Source organism: Actinomadura geliboluensis (genome assembly GCF_043197915.1).
In the GTDB taxonomy this organism is placed as follows: Bacteria; Actinomycetota; Actinomycetes; order Streptosporangiales; family Streptosporangiaceae; genus Spirillospora; species Spirillospora geliboluensis.
The window spans coordinates 47,333-63,247 of the sequence record NZ_JBICUA010000013.1; the positions used below are offsets into that span (position 1 = coordinate 47,333).

The window sequence follows — 15,915 nt, forward strand, 5'->3', positions numbered from 1 at the left end:
CCGTCACCTCCAGAGGTCGTCGAGTCCGGACAGCGAGTTCCAGCCGAGGTAGAGCGAGAGCAGCCAGGCGGCGGCGCCGAGGACGAGCAGCCAGAGCGGGTACCGGTAGCCGCCGAGCAGGTCGCGGCGGCGGCCGGCGGCCCACAGCAGCACCGCGAGCCCGAACGGCAGGATGAGGCCGTTGAGCGCGCCGGCGAGGACGAGCAGCTTGGCCGGGGCGGTGCCGATCGCCAGGTAGACGGCCGCGGAGATCAGGATGAACGCCACGACCAGGCGGTTGCGGTACCGCTCGACGAACGAGGAGAAGGAGACGAGGAACGACACCGAGGTGTAGCTCGCGCCGATGACCGAGGTGATCGCGGCCGACCACATGATCAGCCCGAAGACGCGCAGCCCGGCCTCGCCCGCCGCGTGCTCGAACGCCGACGCGGGGGCGTTCTCCTTGGCGAGGGTGACGCCGCCGGCGACGACGCCGAGGACGGCGAGGAACAGCAGCACCCGCATGACGCCGGTGACGAGGATGCCGGTGACGGCGCTGCGGTTGATCTCCCGGACGTTCTCCCGGCCGGTCAGCCCGGACTCGATCATGCGGTGCGCGCCCGCGTAGGTGATGTAGCCGCCGACCGTCCCGCCGATCAGGGTGGTGATGACGAGGAAGTCGACGGTCTCGGGCGCGACGCTCTGCCTCAGCGCGTCCCCGAGCGGCGGGTCCGACACGAACGCGACGTACAGCGTCAGGAGGATCATCACGGCGCCGAGGACGACGACGATGCGGTCCATCGCGACGCCCGCGCGCCGGCTCAGGAAGATCGCGATGGCGACCAGCGCGGAGATCCCGCCGCCGATCTTGACGTCCAGGCCGAGCAGCGCGTTCAGCCCGAGCGCGGTGCCGGCGATGTTGCCGATGTTGAAGACCAGCCCGCCGAACACGTCGAGGGCGGCGAGGCCGTAGCCGGCGCCGGGCAGGACGCGGTTGCCGAGCTCCTGGGCGCGCATTCCGGACACGCCGACGACGCGCCACACGTTCAGCTGGATCGCGATGTCCACCAGCACGGACACGACGATCGCGAACGCGAACGCGGCGCCGAGCTTCGCGGTGAACACCGTGGTCTGGGTGATGAAGCCGGGGCCGATGGCGCTGGTCGCCATCAGGAACATGGCGCCGAGGAGCGCACCGCGGCGGGATGAGGCGGGTGGTGCCGGTGGGGTGTCCAGGGCGGTCCGGTCCGTCATGGGGGTGACCCTTCTCGGGTGTCGGCTTTCCGTTAGGGTAGAGATTGTTCAACAATCCAGCAATCCCCTTGTTGAGAGATCTTCCGGCCGATGGGATACGCTTGCCCCCCACGCACGCGGAAGGGCGGTCGATGGCGGAGACCTGGCTCGACGAGATCGCGGCGGCCCGGCACGATCTGGACCGGTCGAGCACCGCCGCACGGGTCGCCGACCTCCTCCGCGAGCAGATCACCGACGGCCGGCTGGTGCCCGGCGCGCGGCTCCCCGAAGAGGACCTGTGCCGCGCCGTGAAGGTGTCCCGCAACACGATGCGCGAGGCGTTCCGGCTGCTCGTCCAGGAGCGGCTGCTCGTGCACGAGTTCAACCGCGGCGTGTTCGTGCGCCGCGTCACCGCCGACGGCCTCGCCGACCTGTACCGGGTCCGGCGCATCCTGGAGTGCGAGGGCGTGCGGTGCGCGCCGGACGCCCCGCCCGCCGCGCTCGCCCGGCTGGAGGCCGCCGTGCTGGACGGCGAGCGCGCCGCCGCGGCGGGCCGCTGGCCCGACGTCGGCACCGCCGACATCCGCTTCCACCAGGCCCTCGCCGCGCTGGTGGGCAGCCCGCGGGTGGACGAGATGACCCGGCACCTGCTGGCCGAGATGCGGCTCGTCTTCCACGAGATGGGCTCGCCCCGCGAGTTCCACGAGCCCTACCTCGCCCGCAACCGCCGCCTGTACGACCTGATCGCGCGGGGCGAGGCCGCGGCGGCCGAGCGGGAGCTGCGCTCCTACCTCGACGACGCCGAGGCGCAGCTCACCAAGGCGTACCGCGCGCAGGGGTGAGCGCCCCCGCGGGCGGGGTTCACGACGCCGGCGCGTAGTTCATGACGTGCTCGTGCAGCAGCTGCGGCGCCTCGGGGTCGCCGCGCCGGAACGCCTCGATCAGCTCGGCGTGCTCGGCCGACTTGGAGTAGATCTCCGTCTGGTGCAGGCGCAGCGACAGCGTCGTCCACAGCTCGATGCCGAGCCCCTCCCAGACCGAGACGAGCAGCCGGTTCCCGGCCGTCTCGACGATCTCGCGGTGGAAGGCGATGCTGAGCCGCATCTGCGCCTGCAGGTCGCCGTCCCGCGCGGCCTCGGCCAGCCGCTCGTTGTGCTCCTCCAGGGCGTCCACGCAGCCGGCCAGGCGGGGCAGGGCCAGCTCGACGGCCGTCCGCTCCAGCCCGGCGCGCACCGGGAAGATCTCGGCGAGGTCGCGCTCGGTGAACTCGCGGACGCGGGCGCCGCGGTTCGGCAGCGACTCGATCAGCCGCTGCGCCTCCAGCTGGCGGAGCGCCTCCCGGACGGGGCCCTGGCTGACCCCGAGCTCGGTGGCGATCCGGCGTTCGACGACGCGCTCGCCGGGCTCCCAGCGGCCCGAGCTGATGCCCTCCACGATGAACTCCCGGATCTGGTCGGCGAGTCCGGTGCGCAGCAGCTGGGCGGGCGTGTTCACGAAACTCGATCGTAGCGCCACGATGGGTAAGTACCTCGTGATGGGGTAGGCGAATCCTGACCGCGTGGAATATGATCGATCATAGATCAATGATGATCGGGAGTGTCGTGGCGATCCTACGGCGCTACCCCGGATAGAGGAAGGTCGCCGATGGCTGAGACCGCCAAGGCCGCTCCGGCGCGGGGCCGGAGAACGCGCGGCGCCAAGGCCGCCGGGCCGAAGTCCGCCGCGCCGCCGCCGAACGGAGCCGTCCCGGCAGAGGACGCCGAGACGCTCGTCGGCTACTACCGGCAGATGCTGCTGATCAGGCGGTTCGAGGAGCGCGCCGCCCGCGCCTACACCGAGGCGAAGATCGGCGGGTACTGCCATCTGAACCTCGGCGAGGAGGCCACGGTCGTCGGGCTGATGGCCGCGCTGCGCCCCACCGACTACCTGTTCACCAACTACCGCGAGCACGGCTACGCGATCGCCAAGGGCATCGGGGCCGACCGCGTGATGGCCGAGCTGTACGGGCGCTCCACCGGCGTGTCCAAGGGCTGGGGCGGGTCGATGCACCTGTTCGACGTCGAGACCCGGCTGCTCGGCGGGTACGGCATCGTCGGCGGCCAGCTGCCGCTCGCGACCGGCGCCGCGCTCGCCGTCTCCTACAAGGGCGGCGACGAGGTCGTCATGTGCCAGATGGGCGACGGGACGGCCGCGATCGGCGCGTTCCACGAGTCGCTGAACATCGCCGGCCTGTGGGACCTCCCCATCGTCTTCGTTGTGATCAACAACGGCCTGGGTATGGGCACCACCGTGGAGAACTCCGCCGCCGAGCCCGAGCTCTACAAGCGCGGCGCCGCCTACCGCATGGAGAGCGCCCGGGTGGACGGCGCCGACGTCGTCGCGGTGCGCGACGCCGCGGCGGTCGCCGTCGAGCGCGCCCGCGCCGAGAGCAAGCCCTACCTGCTGGAGACCCTCAGCCCCCGGCTGAAGGGCCACTCGGTCGTCGACCCGGCCCGCTACCGGACCAAGGAGGAGAAGGAGGCCCTGAAGGCCGCCGACCCCCTCGCGAAGATGGCGCTGGACCTGGAGGAGGCCGGGATCCTGTCCCACGACGACCGCGACCGGCTGGACGCCGAGGTCACCGCGGAGGTCGACGAGGCCGCCGCGTTCGCCGACGAGAGCCCCGCTCCCGACGTCTCCACGCTGTTCGACTACACCTACGCCACCCCGGTCCCGGGCGACCTCCGCCGGTTCCCCGCCGACCCCGTATTCCGTTCCTGAGAGGCACCCCCATGGCAACCGTGACCTACCGCCAGGCCCTCCGGGACACCCTCCGCGCCGAGATGCTGCGGGACGAGAACGTCCTGCTGATGGGCGAGGAGATCGGGCTCTTCGAGGGCTCCTACAAGATCACCGAAGGGCTGCTGAAGGAGTTCGGGCCGAAGCGGGTCCGCGACACCCCGATCGCCGAGGAGGGCTTCGTCGGCGCCGCGATCGGCGCCGCGATGCTCGGGCTGCGCCCGGTCGTGGAGATCATGACGATCAACTTCTCGCTGCTCGCGCTGGACCAGATCGTCAACCACGCCGCGAAGATCTACGGCATGTTCGGCGGGCAGACCAGCGTCCCGATGGTGATCCGCACGCCGGGCGGCGGCGGGCAGCAGCTCGGCGCCACCCACTCGCAGAACGTCGAGCTGTTCTACTCGTTCATCCCCGGGCTGAAGGTCGTCGCGCCGTCCACGCCCGCCGAGGCGTCGGCGATGCTGAAGGCCGCGATCCGCGACGACGACCCGGTGCTGTTCCTGGAGAACCTCGCCCTCTACAACACCAAGGGCGAGATCCCCGACGCGATCGAGGACGTCGAGCCCGCCGAGATCGGCCGCGCCGGCGTCACCCGGGAGGGCACCGACATCACGCTCATCGGCTACTCGCGGATGGCGCGGGTGGCCGGCGAGGTCGCCGACAAGCTCGCCGCCGAGGGCGTGTCCGCGGAGGTCGTCGACCTGCGCAGCCTGCGCCCGCTCGACCGCCAGACCATCGTGGACTCGGTCCGCAAGACCGGCTGCGCGGTCGTCGCCGAGGACGACTGGCTCACCTACGGCATCGGCGCGGAGATCGCCGCGACCATCCAGGAGGGCGCGTTCGACTGGCTGGACGCCCCGGTCCGCCGCGTCGCGATGGCCGAGGTGCCGCTCCCCTACGCCAAGTCCCTGGAGTCGGCGGCGCTGCCGTCCGCCGAGTCCCTGCTCACCGCCGTCCGCGACACGCTCCGCGCGACCGGCCGCCCGGTTCTGGAGAACGTTTCATGACCGAGATCCTCATGCCCCGCCTCTCCGACACCATGGAGGAGGGCGTCATCAGCTCCTGGCAGAAGCAGCCGGGAGACGAGGTCGCGGTCGGCGACGTCATCGTCGACATCGAGACCGACAAGGCGGTCATGGAGTACGAGGCCTACGAGGCCGGCGTGCTGGAGGAGATCCTGGTCCCCGAGGGCGAGTCCGCCGCGATCGGCGCGCCGATCGCCCGGATCGCCCCGGCGGGGGGCGCCAAGCCGGCCGCGCCGGCGGAGCCCGCCGCCGAGCCGGAGGCGAAACCGGAGCCCGAGCCGGAGCCCGCGGCCGCACCCGAGGCCGCCGCACCCGAGGCCAAGGCCGAGGAGGCGGCGCCGGCCGCCGCTCCCGCGCGGGCGCCGGAGCGCTCGGCGGCGACCCGCCCGCCGTCGTCGCCGCTGGCGCGCCGGCTGGCCCGCGACCACGGCATCGACCTCGCGTCGCTGTCCGGGTCGGGTCCGGGCGGGCGCATCGTCCGCGCCGACATCGAGGCCGCGATCCGCTCCGGCGGCGCGGCCGAGGCACCGGCCGCCGCCGCACCCGCCGCACCCGCCGCACCCGCCGCACCGGCCGCTCCCGCCCCCGCGGCGCCGGCGCCCGCCGCCCAGGCGCGCGCGGCGGACGAGGACGTCGAGGCCGTCCCGCTGAACCGCTTCCGCAAGGTCGCGGCCAAGCGGCTGACCGAGAGCAAGCGCGACGCCCCGCACTTCTACCTCAACCGCGAGGTGGACGCCGAGGCGCTGCTGGCGTTCCGCAAGACCCTGAACGAGGCGCTCGCCCCGGCCAAGGTCAGCGTGAACGACCTGATCGTGAAGGCGGTCGCGACCGCGCTGCGCGAGCACCCGGCGGTGAACGTCTCCTACACCGAGGAGAACCTGCTCTTCCACAAGCGGATCCACGTCGGCATCGCCGTCGCCGTGGAGGACGGCCTCGTCGTCCCCGTCGTCAAGGACGCCGACCGCAAGAGCGTCTCCCAGATCGGCGCGGAGAGCCGCGAGCTGGCCGGCAAGGCCCGCGAGGGCAAGCTCAAGCTCGACGAGATGAGCGGCGGCACGTTCAGCGTCAGCAACCTCGGCATGTTCGGCGTCAGCTCGTTCTCCGCGGTGATCAACCCGCCGGAGGCGGCGATCCTCGCGGTCGGCGCGGTGCGGGACGAGCCCGTCGTCCGGGACGGCGAGGTCGTCCCCGGCAAGCGCATGGCGGTGACGCTATCGGTCGACCACCGGGCCACCGACGGCGCGACGGCCGCGCAGTTCCTCGCCCGCCTGGCCGAGCTCCTGCAGAACCCGCTGCTGATCGTCGCGTAGCGCGCGGCACACCGTTGAAGGGCCTCCCGCCGGTCGGCGGGAGGCCCTTCGCGGTTCGGCGGTGGCCGCATCCGGCCACCGCGCCGGACGGACCAATCAGGTCGGGCGCGGGGCGCGAAGGAGGGGCGGGCATGGCGAAGAGACCGGTCGATCCGGCGTCGCGGCAGACCTAGCCCAGCGCCGACGGACCGGCGCCGCCGCGGCGGGCATCCGGGGCCGGGCAGGGGTTCACGATGCCGACACTCCAGACGTCCAGGGCGCGGGCCGCCGCGCTGGCAGCCGCCGGGGGCCTGCTGCTGGCGAGCGCGTCCGCCGGGCTCGCGCCGAGGCCGGGCACCGCGTCCAGCCACCGCGAGGCGCCGCTCATCTCCGGGCAGCCGCAGTACGACAACACCGACGTGTACGCGTTCGTCAGCCCGGACAGGCCGGACACGACAACGCTGATCGCGAACTTCATCCCCTTCCAGGACCCGGCCGGCGGCCCGAACTTCTATAAGTTCGCACGCGACGCCCGCTACGACCTGAACATCGACAACGACGGCGACTCGCTGCCCGACCTCACCTACCGGTTCCGGTTCCACGACCGGCTGAAGAACCCGAACACGTTCCTCTACAACACCGGTCCGGTGACGAGCCTCGACGACCCGGACCTCAACTTCACCCAGACCTACGACCTGACGCTGATCCGGCGCGTGGACGGCACCGTGCACAGCGTCCGCGAACTGGCCGGGAACGCGCCGGTCGCACCGTCCAACGTGGGCAGGGCGTCGATGCCGGACTACGCGGCGCTGCGCGCGCAGGCGATCAGGACGGCGGGGAACCGGGTGACGGCGTTCGCCGGGCAGGCCGACGACCCGTTCTTCCTCGACCTGCGCGTCTTCGACCTGCTCTACGGGGCGAACCTCAAGGAGGTCGGCAACGACACCCTGCGCGGATACAACGTCAACACCATCGCCGTGCAGGTGCCCACGCGGCATCTGGTCACGGGGAACGACCCCGTGATCGGGGTGAACTCGACGGTGTCGCGGCTCACCGCGTCCGGCGAGTACGCGCAGGTGTCGCGGCTCGGGAGCCCGCTGGTGAACGAGGTGGTCATCCCGCGCGGCAAGAAGGACGCGTTCAACGCGTCCACGCCATGGCAGGACGCGCAGTTCGCCGGGTTCGTCACCGACCCGGAGCTGCCGAAGCTGATCGAGAAGATCTACCGGATCCCGGCGCCGCCCGGGCCGCGCCAGGACCTCGTCCAGGCGTTCCTGACCGGCGTGCCGGGGCTGAACCAGCCGGCGCGCGTTCGGCCGGCCGAGCTGCTGCGGCTCAACACCTCCATCAGGCCGGCCGCGAAGCCCGACCGGCTCGGCGTGCTCGGCGGCGACAAGGCCGGCTTCCCGAACGGCCGGCGGCTCACCGACGACGTCGTCGACATCGAGCTCCAGGCCGTCGAGGGCGAGCTGCTCGGCACGAAGAACGACCTGGGCGACGCCGTCAACGCCAACGACGCCGGGTTCGGGAAGGCGTTCCCGTACGTCGCGCAGCCGCATTCCGGGTCGGACGTGCGCGGCGCGGCGAGGCCGGGCGCGCGGGCGTCCGGAACGTCCGCGAAGAAGGACGGCGAGCAGGTGAACCTCCTCAACGCGGGCGCGGTCGAGGACGCGCCGGACGGCGGCGGCGGGCCGCTCTCCGCGCTGCCGGTCGCGGCGCTGTCGGCCGCCGGCGGGTTCGCGCTGGCCGGCGGGCTGCTGTGGTGGCGGCGGCGCCCCGCGGCGGGACGGCACGAGAACTGATGCGCCCCCTCATCGCCGGGGTCTCGGCCGCCGGGCTGGTCGCGGCGCTGACGCTCGGATCGGCGGTCGTGCTCGGCCGCCCGTCCGATGCGCCCGCCGCCTCCGCCCGGCTAGCCGGGGCCCCGGGCTCCGGCATCGCCGCACTGCAGGCCCGGCTCCGGCAGCAGCCGCGCGACGCGTCGGGCTGGGCCGCGCTGGGCGTCGCGTACATCGAGCAGGCCAGGGTGACCGGCGACCCGACCTACTACCCGAAGGCGGACGACGTCCTGCGGCGCTCCCTGCGGGAGGCGCCCGGCAACGACGGCGCGCTCGCCGGGCTGGGCGCGCTGGCGGCGGCCCGGCACGACTTCCACGTCGCGCTGCGGCACGCCGACCGGGCCCTCGCCGCGAACCCGTACGGTCAGCGGGCGGCCGCCGTGCGGGTGGACGCGCTGGTCGAGCTGGGCCGCTACGGCGAGGCCCTCGCCGCCGCCCGCCGCGCCGACTCCGTCCGCCCCGGCATCCCGGTCTTCACGCGGCTGGCGTACGTGCGGGAGCTGCGCGGCGAGGTGCGGGAGGCGCGGCGCGTGCTGGAGCTGGCGCGCGCCTCGGCGACCGACCGCGGCGACCTCGCCTACATCGCGGCGCAGCTCGGCGAGCTGGCCTGGAACGGCGGCGACCTCGGGCGGGCCGGCCGCGAGTACGCCGAGGCGCTGCGCGCGTCGCCCGGGTACCTGCCCGCGCTGGACGGCCGCGCCCGCGTCCGGGCCGCGCGCGGCGACGTCGCGGGCGCGCTCGCCGACCGGGCCGAGACCGTCCGGCGGCTGCCGCTGCCGCGCCACCTGACCGAGTACGGCGAGCTGCTGGAGTCGGCGGGACGGCGCGCCGAGGCCGGGCGGCAGTACGCGGTCGCGGCGGCGTGGACGCGGATCGCCGAGGCGAACGGCGTCACCGCCGACCTGGAGACCGCGCTGGCCGAGGCCGACCACGGCGATCCGAAGACGGCGCTCCGGGCGGCGCGCGCCGAGTACGGGCGGCGCTGCCCCGGCCGCGGCGTGCGGCAGTGCAGCGTGCACGCGGCGGACGCGCTGGCCTGGGCCCTGCACGTCAACGGACGCGACACGGAGGCGCTGCCCTACGCCCGGCAGGCGACCGCGACGGGCTACCGCAGCGCGCTGTTCCGCTTCCATCTCGGCGCCATCGAGAAGGCGGCCGGGAAGCGCGCCGCCGCGCGGCGCGACCTGGCCGCGGCGCTGCGCCTCAACCCGCGGTTCTCCCCGCTGTGGGCGCCGCGTGCCAGGGCCGCACTGGACGACCTCGGAGGCGCACCGTGATCGCCGCCGTGCTCGCCGCCGGGCTGCTGGCGGCGCACCCGCTGGGGAACTTCTCCGTCAACCGCTACGACGGGCTCGTCGCGGCCCCGCACGAGCTGCGCGTCGACCACGTCGAGGACCTCGCGGAGATCCCCGCCGCGCAGGCCATGCCCGAGGTGGACACCGACCGGGACGGGCGCCCGTCCACCGCCGAGCTGTCCGCCTGGGCGGCCGGGGCCTGCGGGCGGGCCGCGTCGTCCATGCGGATCACGGTGGACGGACGCGCCGTCGCCGCGTCCGTGGCGGCGGCGTCCGCGACCGCGCCGCGCGGGCAGGCGGGGCTGCCGGCGCTGCGCCTCGAATGCCGCGTCACCGCGCCCGCCGGGCCCGGGGCGGTCACCTTCCGGGACGGCGGGGCGGACGGCCGGACCGGCTGGCGGGAGATCACCGCGCGGGGCGACCGGATGACGCTGACCGCGTCCGACGTGCCGGGGACCTCCGCCAGCCGCCGCCTCACCGCCTACCCGGCGGACCGGCTCGCCTCCCCGCTCGACCGGCGGTCGGCGGCGCTCACCGTCCGGCCGGGCGGGCCGCCGCTCGCCGCGCCCGCGTCGGGCGGCGGCCCGGAACGGCTGCTGCCGCGCGGCGCGGACGCGCTCACGCAGCGGTTCACGTCCCTGGTCGCCCGCCGCGACCTCACGCCCGGGTTCGCCGCGCTCGCCTTCCTGGTCGCGCTGCTCCTCGGCGCGCTGCACGCGCTCGCGCCCGGCCACGGGAAGACGATCATGGCGGCGCACGCGATCGGGGACGGGCGGCGGCGGGCGCGGGACGTCCTCACCCTGGGCCTCACGGTCGCCCTCACCCACACGGCGGGAGTGCTGGCGCTCGGCGTGCTCGTGACGACCGGGACGGTCCTCGCGCCGGACGCGCTGTTCTCCTGGCTCGGCGCGGCGGGCGGCGTCCTCGTGACGGCGGCCGGGATCGTGCTGCTGCGCCGCGCCCTCCGCAACCGCCGCCACCCCCATGGGCATGGGCATGGACATGGCCACGGGCACGGGCACGGCCACGGGCACGGACACAGGCACGGCCACGGGCACGGCCACGGGCATGGGCACGCGCCTTCGCGGCGGGGCGGGGTCGTGCTCATGGGGCTGGCGGGCGGCCTGGTGCCGAGCCCGTCCGCCGTGGTGGTGCTGGTCGGCGGCGCGGCGATCGGGCGGGCGTGGTTCGGGGTCGTGCTCGTCCTCGGCTACGGTCTCGGCCTCGCCGCCGCGCTCGCGGCGGTGGGCGCCCTCGTCGCCGGCTCCGGGCGCGCCCTGCTGCGGCGCATTCCGGCCATGCGGCCACGGCTGCCGAGCGGAATGATGCCCGTAGGGACGTCCGCGGCGGTCGTCCTCCTCGGGCTCGGGCTGACGCTGCGCGGACTCGTCCCATGACGCCCGGTCCGAGGCGGCGCCCGGTCCGCGGTGCCGGACGGACGGGCCACCGAGGGGAGCGCGGCATGCCGGCGGAGACGGGACCGCCGGGCGGCGGCACGGTGCCCGCGCACGACGCGGACGTGCTGCTCGGCCGGGTCGCGCGCGGCGACGAGCGCGCGTTCGAGCTGCTGTACGACGCGGCGGCGCCGGCGGTGTACGGGCTGGCGCGGCGGGTCGTCCGCGACCCGGCGATGGCGGAGGAGGTGGCGCAGGAGGTGATGATCGAGGTGTGGCGGTCCGCGGCCCGCTACGACCCCGCGCGCGGCGGCGCCATGGCGTGGATCGCGACGATCGCGCACCGCCGGGCCGTGGACCGGGTGCGGCGCGAGCAGGCCGCGGGCGAGCGCGAGGCGCGGGCGGCCCGCGAGGGAGCGGGCGGCACGGGGGCGGGCGGCACGGGGGCGGGCGGCGCGCCCGACCCGGTGGCCGAGCGGGTCGAGACGCGGCTGGAGCACGAGCGGGTGCGGCGCTGCCTGCGGACCCTGACCCGGCTGCAGCGCGAGTCGGTGACGCTCGCCTACTACGGCGGCCACACCTACCGTGAGGTCGCCGCCCTGGTCGGGGCGCCGCCCAACACGGTGCGGACCCGCATGCGCGACGGCATCATCCGGCTGCGCGACTGCCTGGGGGTGGCGGGATGAGCGACGATCCGCACGCCCTGGCCGGCGCGTACGCGCTGGACGCGATCGACGACGCGGCGGAGCGGCGGCTGTTCGAGGCGCACCTCGCCGGCTGCGAGGCGTGCGCGACCGAGCTGCGCGAGTTCCGGGAGACGACGGCCCGGCTCGCCATGGCGGCGGCCGAGGCTCCCCCGGCGGCGCTGCGCGGCCGGGTGCTGGCGGGGGTCCGGGACGTCCGGCAGCTCCCGCCCGCCCCGGAGGCGGCGCGCCGGGCCGCGCCGCGCCCGGTCGGCCCGCGGCGGTGGCGGCGCGCGGCCGTCGCCGGGCTGGCGGCCGCCGCCTGCCTGGTGACGGCCGCGTCCGTCGGCGCGGTGGTCCGCGAACGGCACCGGGTGGAGCGGACGGAGGCCGCCTACCGGGAGGTCGCGTCGGTGCTGTCGGCGCCGGATGCGCGCGCGGCGGCGGGCCGCGCCGCCGGAGGCGGGACGGTCACGATCGTCGCGTCCGCGCTGCGGGGGCGGGTGGTCGTCTCGGCGTCCGGGCTGCGGGCGCTGCCGCCGTCGAAGGCGTACCAGCTGTGGCTGATCGACCCGGCCGGGCCGCGCTCGGCGGGCCTGCTGCCCGCCGGGCGGACCGGCCCGGTCGTCGCCGGGACATGGCGCCCCGCCGACAGGCTCGGCGTCACCGTCGAGCCCGCCGGCGGCTCGGCACGCCCGACCACGGAGCCGCTCGTCCTGCTGAGCCCCGCCTGACCTGCGCCGCCGCCCGGCGATATGTGATCATTGCGGGCATGTCGGTGCACGTTCCGCTGGGCCCGCTGCTGGAGCCCGCGTTCCACCTCGGGTCCGTCCCCACCACGTGGGCGGAGCTGCTCGGCTTCGCGACCGGCGCGGTGAACGTGTGGCTCGTCGTCCGGCAGAACATCCTGAACTGGCCGATCGGCATCGCGAACGTGGTCCTGCTCGGGCTGGTGTTCCTGGACGGCGGCCTCTACGCCGACTCCGGGCTCCAGATCGTCTACGTCGCGCTTCAGCTGTACGGGTGGTGGGTGTGGCTGTACGGCGGCGACGGCCGGGACGCGCTCCCGGTGCGGCGCACCCGGCCGGCCGAGTGGGCCGCGCTCATCGCCGCGGGCGCCGCCGGGACCGCCGTCCTGACCTGGGCGCTGTCGGCGTGGACCGACTCGACCGTGCCGTTCTGGGACGCCCTCACCACCGCGATCTCGCTCATGGCGATCTACGGGCAGTCGCGGAAGCTGCTGGAGTCGTGGTGGCTGTGGATCACCGCCGACCTCGTCTACATCCCGCTGTACTTCCACAAGGACCTCAAGCTCACCAGCGCCCTGTACGTCGTCTTCCTGGCGCTGTGCGTCTCCGGGCTGCTGGCCTGGCGCCGCGACCTGCGCGCCCGCGCGGCGGAACCGGCGGTCGCGGCGGCGTGAGGTACGCGCACGGGCTCGTGATCGGCAAGTTCTACCCGCCGCACGCCGGCCACCACCACCTGATCGACACCGCGGCGGCGGCGTGCGACCGGGTCAGCGTGGTCGTCGCCGCGTCCAGCGTGGAGAGCGTCCCGCTCGCGCTGCGGACGGCGTGGCTGCGCGAGGCGCACCGGCAGCCGCACGTCGAGGTCTTCCCCGTCGTGGACGACGCGGAGATCGACTACGGGTCGGACGAGATCTGGTCGGCGCACGTCGTGGCGTTCCGGGCGGGGCTCGCGATGCGGTCCGGCCTCGGCGTGCACGTCCCGCCGGTGGACGCGGTGTTCAGCTCCGAGGCGTACGGGCCCGAGCTGGCGGAGCGCTTCTCCGCCGTCCACGTCCCGGTCGACCCGCCGCGCGACCGCCACCCGGTCAGCGGCACCGCCGTCCGGGCGGACCCGGCGGCGCACTGGGAGTTCCTGTCGCCGCCCGTCCGGGCGCACCTGGCGCGGCGGGTCGCGGTGGTCGGCGCCGAGTCGACCGGGACGACGACGCTCGCCCGCGCGCTCGCCGCGCACTACGCGGAGCGGGGCGGGGTGTGGGCCGCGACCCGGTGGGTGCCCGAGTACGGCCGGACGTTCACCGAGGAGAAGCTGGCCGCCGCCCGCCGCGCCGCCGGCGACCCGGCACTGTGGCTGGACGACCTGGTCTGGGAGACGGCCGAGTTCACCGAGATCGCCGAACGCCACGCGGCCCTGGAGGACGCGGCGGCGCGGTCGGGGTCGCCGCTGCTGGTCTGCGACACCGACGCGTTCGCGACCGTCGTCTGGCACGAGCGCTACCTCGGGACCCCGGCGCCGGAGGTGGAGGCCGTCCACGAGCGCGTCCCGCACCACCTGTGGATCCTGACGTCGCCCGAAGGCGTCCCGTTCGAGCAGGACGGCCTGCGCGACGGCGAGTCGATCCGGTCGTGGATGTCGGGCCGCTTCCAGGAGGAACTGGAGAAGCGGGGCCTGCCGCACATCACCGTTACGGGGCCCCACGAACAACGCCTGGCCGCCGCCGTCGCGGCGACCGACGCCCTGCTCACCGAGGGCTGGACGTTCAGCGACCCGCTGACGCCCTAGCCCTCGGCCACGCCGTCATCCGAGCCACACCAGCTTCGTGATGCGGAACTCCTGGATGTCGGCGAGCACCACGTAGTCGAAGAACACCGAGGCGCTCGCGACCGCCACGCAGTACGCGACGCCCGCGTCGTCCTGCGGATCGCCCGGCGGGCTGCCCCCCGCACCGATCGCCGCGGCCCCCGCGACCGCGAAGTCGCAGAAGAACCTGATCATGAAGTGCTTCAGCGGGGGCGGCATGGACTCGATGACGCCGGCCGCCTCCTCCACGCAGAAGACGGTCCAGCCGGCCTTGCGAAAGGTCACCCGGCGCCTTCGCGCGACCGGCTCCGACGCATGATCTCCTCCAGCGAGACCAGCTCGCTCCGGTCGGCGGTCAGCGCCCAGTCGCGGCGCTCGCGGCGCCCCGGGGCCTGGTCGAGGTGCGCCTCCGCCCACCAGCGGTCCATGACCCGCTCGAAGTCGTCCTCTTCCTTGGCGGCCATGACCTCCGCCAGGAACGCGGCGCGCTTCTCCTCCGTCAGCCACTCGCCGATACCGGCGACCGTCCGCGGGACCCGGTGGACCCGGCCCGGAAGGGATGGCTCTACCGGTTGTGCGCTCATACCGCTCCCGCCCGTCTGGTCCGCTCCCCGCTCGCCCGTACCTCCGGGACCCTACAACCTCCCCCCGACAGGACGGCGGACCGTTTCGCGCGGCGCGTTCGTCACCGGCCACGTCGGCGCGGCGCGGTCGAGGCGGCGTGGTCGAGGCGGAAGAGGTCCTCGTCGATCCGGTCGAGCGCGAGGCGGACGGCACCGAGCCCCACCGCCTCGTCCCCCAGCCGGGAGCCCTCGACCCGGACGGGGGCGAGGCACAGCGGCCGGACCCGCCGGCGCAGCTCGTCGACCAGCGGGCCGCCGGACCCGGCCAGCGGCCCCGCCACGACGATCATCTCCGGGTCGAGCGCGAGGGCCATCGCCGCCACGCCCCGGGCCATCCGGGCGGCGAGCGCGTTCACCCGCGCCCGCGCCGCCTCGTCGCCGGCCGCCGCCGCGTCCAGCACCCGCACCGCCCGGTCGAGGGACGGCTCCCCCGCCAGCGCCGCCGCGGTGTCGCGCAGCCCCAGCTCGGGCAGCATGCCGACCTCCCCGGCGGCGCCGCGGCGGCCCCGGTGCAGCCGCCCGCCGATCAGCGCGCCCGTCCCGGCGTCCAGCGCGGCGTACACGCACACGACGTCGTCGGCGGCGCGGGCCGCGCCGCGCCACCGCTCGGCCAGCGCGGCGAGGTTGGCGTCGTTCTCCACCAGGACGGGGCAGCGGAACGAGCGGCCCAGCTCGCGGGCCAGGCGGACACCCGCCCAGCCCGGCGGCACCGTGCAGGACGTGACCGTCCCGTCCGGGGCCACGACGCCGGGAGTACCGGCGGCGACCGCCCACAGCGACCGGCGGCCGACCCGGACCGCGCCGAGGAACGCCGTGACCGCGGCGCGCACCGCCGCGATCCGCTCCCCCGCCGGGGCCAGCGGGTCGAGCGCGGCGCTGCGGCCGCCGACGACCTCGCCGGTGAGGTCCGCAACGAGCAGCCGCACCCGGTGCGCGCGGATGTCGATGCCGAGCGCGTGCCCCGCCTCGGCGCGGAACCGGTACCGGCGCGCGGGACGGCCGAGCCCGGCGCCCGGCCGCGGCGCGTCCTCGGCGGCCAGCCCGCGGCGGATCAGCTCGCCCAGCACGCCCTCGGTCGTCGGCCGCGACAGCCCGACCCGCGCCGCCAGCTCCGACAGCGTCGCCTCGCCCCCGTCGCGCAGCGCCCGCAGGGTCGCGGCCGAGTTGAGGCGGCGGAGCACCGAGGGATCTGCCCCGAGCAGCGGACGTTGCGACACGGCACCTCTCG

At 75.3% G+C, this 15,915-nt stretch carries 16 protein-coding genes; 11 read left to right on the plus strand and 5 right to left on the minus strand.

Annotated features, from left to right (window positions below):
• Positions 1 to 3: 3 nt before the first annotated feature.
• The gene (locus tag ACGFI1_RS35630; protein WP_386871378.1) at positions 4 to 1,233 is read right to left on the minus strand and encodes an NRAMP family divalent metal transporter; all 1,230 of its coding nucleotides are present in this window, start codon (positions 1,231 to 1,233) and stop codon (positions 4 to 6) included.
• Between the two features lie 131 nt (positions 1,234 to 1,364).
• Here ACGFI1_RS35630 and ACGFI1_RS35635 point away from each other — a divergent pair, with 131 nt between their 5' ends.
• Entirely contained in the window at positions 1,365 to 2,054 is a 690-nt protein-coding gene (locus ACGFI1_RS35635) for a GntR family transcriptional regulator (protein WP_138641528.1), read from the plus strand.
• 19 nt (positions 2,055 to 2,073) lie between these two features.
• Here the strand turns inward: ACGFI1_RS35635 and ACGFI1_RS35640 are convergent, their stop codons facing one another.
• Complete coding sequence (locus tag ACGFI1_RS35640; protein WP_240808544.1) at positions 2,074 to 2,706, minus strand: GntR family transcriptional regulator; 633 nt, start codon at positions 2,704 to 2,706, stop codon at positions 2,074 to 2,076.
• Between the two features lie 150 nt (positions 2,707 to 2,856).
• Here ACGFI1_RS35640 and pdhA point away from each other — a divergent pair, with 150 nt between their 5' ends.
• The 10 genes from pdhA (at position 2,857) to ACGFI1_RS35690 (ending at position 14,046) form a co-directional block, all read left to right on the plus strand.
• The gene (gene pdhA, locus ACGFI1_RS35645) at positions 2,857 to 3,972 is read left to right on the plus strand and encodes a pyruvate dehydrogenase (acetyl-transferring) E1 component subunit alpha (RefSeq protein WP_387071945.1); all 1,116 of its coding nucleotides are present in this window, start codon (positions 2,857 to 2,859) and stop codon (positions 3,970 to 3,972) included.
• 11 nt (positions 3,973 to 3,983) lie between these two features.
• Positions 3,984 to 5,000, plus strand: coding sequence for an alpha-ketoacid dehydrogenase subunit beta (locus tag ACGFI1_RS35650; protein ID WP_387071942.1), 1,017 nt, complete (start codon positions 3,984 to 3,986; stop codon positions 4,998 to 5,000).
• Positions 4,997 to 6,328 (plus strand): dihydrolipoamide acetyltransferase family protein, encoded by a 1,332-nt coding sequence (locus tag ACGFI1_RS35655; protein WP_392791765.1) that lies wholly within the window; start codon positions 4,997 to 4,999, stop codon positions 6,326 to 6,328. Before ACGFI1_RS35650 ends, ACGFI1_RS35655 begins: the two co-directional genes overlap by 4 nt.
• A 233-nt stretch (positions 6,329 to 6,561) precedes the next feature.
• The gene (locus ACGFI1_RS35660; protein WP_392791767.1) at positions 6,562 to 8,109 is read left to right on the plus strand and encodes a DUF4331 domain-containing protein; all 1,548 of its coding nucleotides are present in this window, start codon (positions 6,562 to 6,564) and stop codon (positions 8,107 to 8,109) included.
• On the plus strand, positions 8,109 to 9,422 hold the full coding sequence (locus ACGFI1_RS35665) for a tetratricopeptide repeat protein (protein ID WP_392791769.1): 1,314 nt from the start codon (positions 8,109 to 8,111) through the stop codon (positions 9,420 to 9,422). Before ACGFI1_RS35660 ends, ACGFI1_RS35665 begins: the two co-directional genes overlap by 1 nt.
• A complete protein-coding gene (locus ACGFI1_RS35670; RefSeq protein WP_392791771.1) occupies positions 9,419 to 10,837 on the plus strand; it encodes a High-affinity nickel-transporter in 1,419 nt (472 codons plus the stop codon). The genes ACGFI1_RS35665 and ACGFI1_RS35670 overlap by 4 nt, the downstream gene beginning before the upstream one ends.
• 65 nt (positions 10,838 to 10,902) lie before the next feature.
• Positions 10,903 to 11,520, plus strand: a complete 618-nt coding sequence (gene sigK / locus ACGFI1_RS35675) for an ECF RNA polymerase sigma factor SigK (protein ID WP_392791776.1) — start codon at positions 10,903 to 10,905, stop codon at positions 11,518 to 11,520.
• Complete coding sequence (locus ACGFI1_RS35680; protein ID WP_392791778.1) at positions 11,517 to 12,251, plus strand: anti-sigma factor; 735 nt, start codon at positions 11,517 to 11,519, stop codon at positions 12,249 to 12,251. Before sigK ends, ACGFI1_RS35680 begins: the two co-directional genes overlap by 4 nt.
• 38 nt (positions 12,252 to 12,289) lie before the next feature.
• Positions 12,290 to 12,940: a nicotinamide riboside transporter PnuC gene (gene pnuC, locus ACGFI1_RS35685; protein ID WP_386871359.1), complete on the plus strand. Its 651-nt coding sequence runs from the start codon at positions 12,290 to 12,292 to the stop codon at positions 12,938 to 12,940.
• Positions 12,937 to 14,046 carry an AAA family ATPase gene (locus ACGFI1_RS35690; RefSeq protein ID WP_138640812.1) on the plus strand — a complete coding sequence of 370 codons (1,110 nt, stop codon included), beginning with the start codon at positions 12,937 to 12,939 and terminating at the stop codon, positions 14,044 to 14,046. The genes pnuC and ACGFI1_RS35690 overlap by 4 nt, the downstream gene beginning before the upstream one ends.
• 15 nt (positions 14,047 to 14,061) lie before the next feature.
• Here the strand turns inward: ACGFI1_RS35690 and ACGFI1_RS35695 are convergent, their stop codons facing one another.
• The 3 genes from ACGFI1_RS35695 to ACGFI1_RS35705 form a co-directional block, all read right to left on the minus strand.
• The gene (locus ACGFI1_RS35695) at positions 14,062 to 14,349 is read right to left on the minus strand and encodes a hypothetical protein (RefSeq protein WP_392791781.1); all 288 of its coding nucleotides are present in this window, start codon (positions 14,347 to 14,349) and stop codon (positions 14,062 to 14,064) included.
• Positions 14,346 to 14,648: a hypothetical protein gene (locus ACGFI1_RS35700; RefSeq protein ID WP_138640810.1), complete on the minus strand. Its 303-nt coding sequence runs from the start codon at positions 14,646 to 14,648 to the stop codon at positions 14,346 to 14,348. The genes ACGFI1_RS35695 and ACGFI1_RS35700 overlap by 4 nt, the downstream gene beginning before the upstream one ends.
• Positions 14,649 to 14,749: 101 nt before the next feature.
• Positions 14,750 to 15,904 (minus strand): ROK family transcriptional regulator, encoded by a 1,155-nt coding sequence (locus ACGFI1_RS35705; protein WP_392791784.1) that lies wholly within the window; start codon positions 15,902 to 15,904, stop codon positions 14,750 to 14,752.
• Positions 15,905 to 15,915 lie beyond the last annotated feature (11 nt).

Excerpts from the sequence above, each read along its gene's own strand:
- ACGFI1_RS35630 (WP_386871378.1), bottom strand. The coding sequence starts at position 1,233 with ATGACGGACCGGACCGCCCTGGACACCCCACCGGCACCACCCGCCTCA.
- ACGFI1_RS35635 (WP_138641528.1), top strand. The coding sequence starts at position 1,365 with ATGGCGGAGACCTGGCTCGACGAGATCGCGGCGGCCCGGCACGATCTG.
- pdhA (WP_387071945.1), top strand. The coding sequence starts at position 2,857 with ATGGCTGAGACCGCCAAGGCCGCTCCGGCGCGGGGCCGGAGAACGCGC.
- ACGFI1_RS35650 (WP_387071942.1), top strand. The coding sequence starts at position 3,984 with ATGGCAACCGTGACCTACCGCCAGGCCCTCCGGGACACCCTCCGCGCC.
- ACGFI1_RS35655 (WP_392791765.1), top strand. The coding sequence starts at position 4,997 with ATGACCGAGATCCTCATGCCCCGCCTCTCCGACACCATGGAGGAGGGC.
- ACGFI1_RS35660 (WP_392791767.1), top strand. The coding sequence starts at position 6,562 with ATGCCGACACTCCAGACGTCCAGGGCGCGGGCCGCCGCGCTGGCAGCC.
- ACGFI1_RS35665 (WP_392791769.1), top strand. The coding sequence starts at position 8,109 with ATGCGCCCCCTCATCGCCGGGGTCTCGGCCGCCGGGCTGGTCGCGGCG.
- sigK (WP_392791776.1), top strand. The coding sequence starts at position 10,903 with ATGCCGGCGGAGACGGGACCGCCGGGCGGCGGCACGGTGCCCGCGCAC.
- ACGFI1_RS35680 (WP_392791778.1), top strand. The coding sequence starts at position 11,517 with ATGAGCGACGATCCGCACGCCCTGGCCGGCGCGTACGCGCTGGACGCG.
- pnuC (WP_386871359.1), top strand. The coding sequence starts at position 12,290 with ATGTCGGTGCACGTTCCGCTGGGCCCGCTGCTGGAGCCCGCGTTCCAC.
- ACGFI1_RS35700 (WP_138640810.1), bottom strand. The coding sequence starts at position 14,648 with ATGAGCGCACAACCGGTAGAGCCATCCCTTCCGGGCCGGGTCCACCGG.